We start from the raw sequence: 3,633 nt of genomic DNA, 5'->3' as shown, positions 1-3,633 counted from the left end.
GCATCGCGCGTCGAGATGCTCGAGAGCGCCGCGCAGCGCGCGGTCAACGAATTCGCCGACGAATTCGACAAGATGGCCGAGCTGCGCCGCCGCGCGACCAAGGCGCTCGGCCGCTGCACGCAGAAGGACAACATCCGCTTCGACGGGCTGTCGCGCGTGTCGCACGTGACGGACGCGACCGACTGGCGCGTCGAATACCCGTTCGTCGTGCTGACGCCGGACACCGAAGCCGAGATCGCCGCGCTGATCAAGGCGTGCTTCGAGCTCGGCCTGACCGTGATCCCGCGCGGCGGCGGCACCGGCTACACGGGCGGCGCGGTGCCGCTCACGCCGTTCTCCGCGGTGATCAACACCGAGAAGCTCGAACAGCTCGGCGCGGTCGAGCTGACCGAGCTGCCGGGCGTCGCGCACAAGGTGCCGACGATCTTCTCCGGCGCGGGCGTCGTCACGCGCCGCGTCACCGAGGCGGCCGAAGCGGCCGGCTACGTGTTCGCGGTCGATCCGACCTCGCTCGACGCGTCGTGCATCGGCGGCAACGTCGCGATGAACGCGGGCGGCAAGAAGGCCGTGCTGTGGGGCACCGCGCTCGACAACCTCGCATGGTGGCGAATGGTCGACCCGGACGGCAACTGGCTCGAAGTCACGCGCCACGAGCACAACCAGGGCAAGATCCACGACATCGCGGTCGCGCGCTTCGAGCTGAAGTGGTTCGACGGCGCGTACGCGCCCGGCGAGAAGCTGCTCAAGACGGAGATGCTCGAGATCGAGGGCCGCCGGTTCCGCAAGGAAGGGCTCGGCAAGGACGTGACCGACAAGTTCCTCGCCGGCCTGCCGGGCGTGCAGAAGGAAGGCTGCGACGGGCTTATCACGTCCGCGCGCTGGGTGCTGCACAAGATGCCCGCGCACACGCGCACCGTGTGCCTCGAATTCTTCGGCCAGGCGCGCGAGGCGATCCCGAGCATCGTCGAGATCAAGGACTACCTGTTCGAGACGTCGAAGCAGGGCGGCGCGATCCTCGCGGGCCTCGAGCACCTCGACGAGCGCTACCTGCGCGCGGTCGGCTACGCGACCAAGAGCAAGCGCAATGCCTTCCCGAAGATGGTGCTGATCGGCGACATCGTCGGCGACGATGCGGATGCGGTCGCGCACGCGACGTCCGAGGTGATCCGGATGGCGAACGGCAAGAGCGGCGAAGGCTTCGTCGCGGTCAGCGCGGAGGCGCGCAAGCGCTTCTGGCTCGACCGCAGCCGCACGGCGGCGATCGCCAAGCACACGAACGCGTTCAAGATCAACGAGGACGTGGTGATCCCGCTGAACCGGATGGGCGAGTACACCGACGGCATCGAGCGGATCAACATCGAGCTGTCGCTGAAGAACAAGCTGCAGCTGGTCGACGCGCTCGAAGCGTTCTTCAAGGGCGGCAACCTGCCGCTCGGCAAGACCGACGACGCGAACGAGATCCCGAGCGCCGAACTGCTGGAAGACCGCGTGCAGCAGGCGCTGGAGCTGCTCAAGCGCGTGCGGGCACGCTGGGAATTCGTGCGCGACCGGCTCGACCAGCCGCTGCGCGAGGCGCAGCACTACCTGGTGCAGCTCGGCTACGAGGCGCTTGCGGAGAAGTTCGCCGATCGCGCGGACGAGCAGCCGGGCGCGACCGTGTTCCACATCACGCAGGACCGCACGGTGCGGATTTCGTGGAAGCAGGAGATCCGCGCGGAGCTGCGCGCGATCTTCAACGGCGGCGCGTTCAAGCCGATCCTCGACGAAGCGCAGGCGATCCACAAGCGCGTGCTGCGCGGGCGCGTGTTCGTCGCGCTGCACATGCACGCGGGCGACGGCAACGTCCATACGAACATCCCGGTCAACTCCGACAACTACGAGATGCTGCAGGACGCGCACGCGTCGGTGGCCCGCATCATGACGCTGGCGCGCTCGCTCGACGGCGTGATTTCCGGCGAACACGGGATCGGCATCACGAAGCTCGAATTCCTGACCGAGGACGAGATCGCCGAATTCCGCGCGTACAAGCAGCGCGTGGACCCGAACGGCCGCTTCAACAAGGGCAAGCTGCTCGACGGCGCCGATCTGCGCAACGCGTACACGCCGAGCTTCGGGCTGATGGGCTACGAATCGCTGATCATGCAGCAGTCCGACATCGGGGCGATCGCCGATTCGGTGAAGGACTGCCTGCGCTGCGGCAAGTGCAAGCCGGTGTGCGCGACGCACGTGCCGCGCGCGAACCTGCTGTACAGCCCGCGCAACAAGATCCTGGCGACGTCGCTGCTGGTCGAGGCGTTCCTGTACGAGGAGCAGACGCACCGCGGCGTGTCGATCAAGCACTGGGACGAGTTCAACGACGTGGCCGACCACTGCACGGTGTGCCACAAGTGCGCGACGCCGTGCCCGGTGAAGATCGACTTCGGCGACGTGACGATGAACATGCGCAACCTGTTGCGCAAGATGGGCAAGAAGAAGTTCAACGCCGGCAATGCGGCGGGGATGTTCTTCCTGAACGCGACCAATCCGCAGACGATCAACCTCGCGCGCGGCGTGATGATGGGCGTGGGCTACAAGGTGCAGCGCTTCGCGAACGACATGCTGAAGAAGGTCGTGACGAAGCAGACGCAGCACCCGCCGGCGACGACGGGCAAGCCGCCGGCGGTCGAGCAGGTGATCCACTTCGTGAACAAGAAGATGCCGGGCAACCTGCCGAAGAAGACGGCGCGGGCGCTGCTGGACATCGAGGACAACAAGATCGTGCCGATCATCCGCAACCCGAAGTCGACGACGGTCGATTCGGAAGCGGTGTTCTACTTCCCGGGCTGCGGCTCGGAGCGGCTGTTCTCGCAGGTGGGGCTGGCGACGCAGGCGATGCTGTGGGAGGCGGGCGTGCAGACGGTGCTGCCGCCGGGCTACCTGTGCTGCGGCTATCCGCAGCGCGGCTCGGGGCAGTACGACAAGGCCGAGAAGATCGTGACGGACAACCGCGTGCTGTTCCACCGGGTCGCGAACACGCTGAACTACCTGGACATCAAGACGGTGGTGGTGTCGTGCGGCACCTGCTACGACCAGCTCGCGGGTTACGAATTCGACAAGATCTTCCCGGGCTGCCGGATCATCGACATCCACGAGTTCCTGCTCGAGAAGGGGATGAAGCTCGACGGGGTGACGGGCACGCGCTACATGTATCACGACCCGTGCCACACGCCGATCAAGACGATCGACCCGGTGAAGCTGGTCAACGAGCTGATGGGCGCGGAGAAAGACGGCTACAGGATCGAGAAGAACGATCGCTGCTGCGGCGAGTCGGGCACGCTGGCGGTCACGCGGCCGGACGTGTCGACGCAGGTGCGCTTCCGCAAGGAGGAGGAGATCCGCAAGGGGGCGGCGAAGCTGCGTGCGATTCCGGTGGTGGCGGGCGATGCGGCGGCGCCGGCGGCCGCGGGAGCGAACGGCCCGGACGTGAAGATCCTGACGAGCTGCCCGTCGTGCCTGCAGGGGCTGTCGCGCTACAACGAGGACGCGAACCTGGAGGCCGACTACATCGTGGTCGAGATCGCGCGTCAGGTGCTCGGCGAGAACTGGATGGCCGATTATGTCGCACGGGCCAACCATGGCGGGATCGAGCGCGTG

The 3,633-nt window shown here is 66.8% G+C and carries 1 protein-coding gene; it reads left to right on the top strand.

The genetic code is table 11. The features are described from left to right. The coding region (locus tag CFB81_RS34655; RefSeq protein ID WP_089438200.1) for a DUF3400 domain-containing protein at positions 1-3,633 on the top strand (3,633 nt) is incomplete at both ends.

Source organism: Burkholderia sp. AU28863, assembly GCF_002223195.1.
GTDB lineage: Bacteria > Pseudomonadota > Gammaproteobacteria > Burkholderiales > Burkholderiaceae > Burkholderia > Burkholderia sola.
This window is presented reverse-complemented; position numbering and strand designations above follow the sequence as displayed.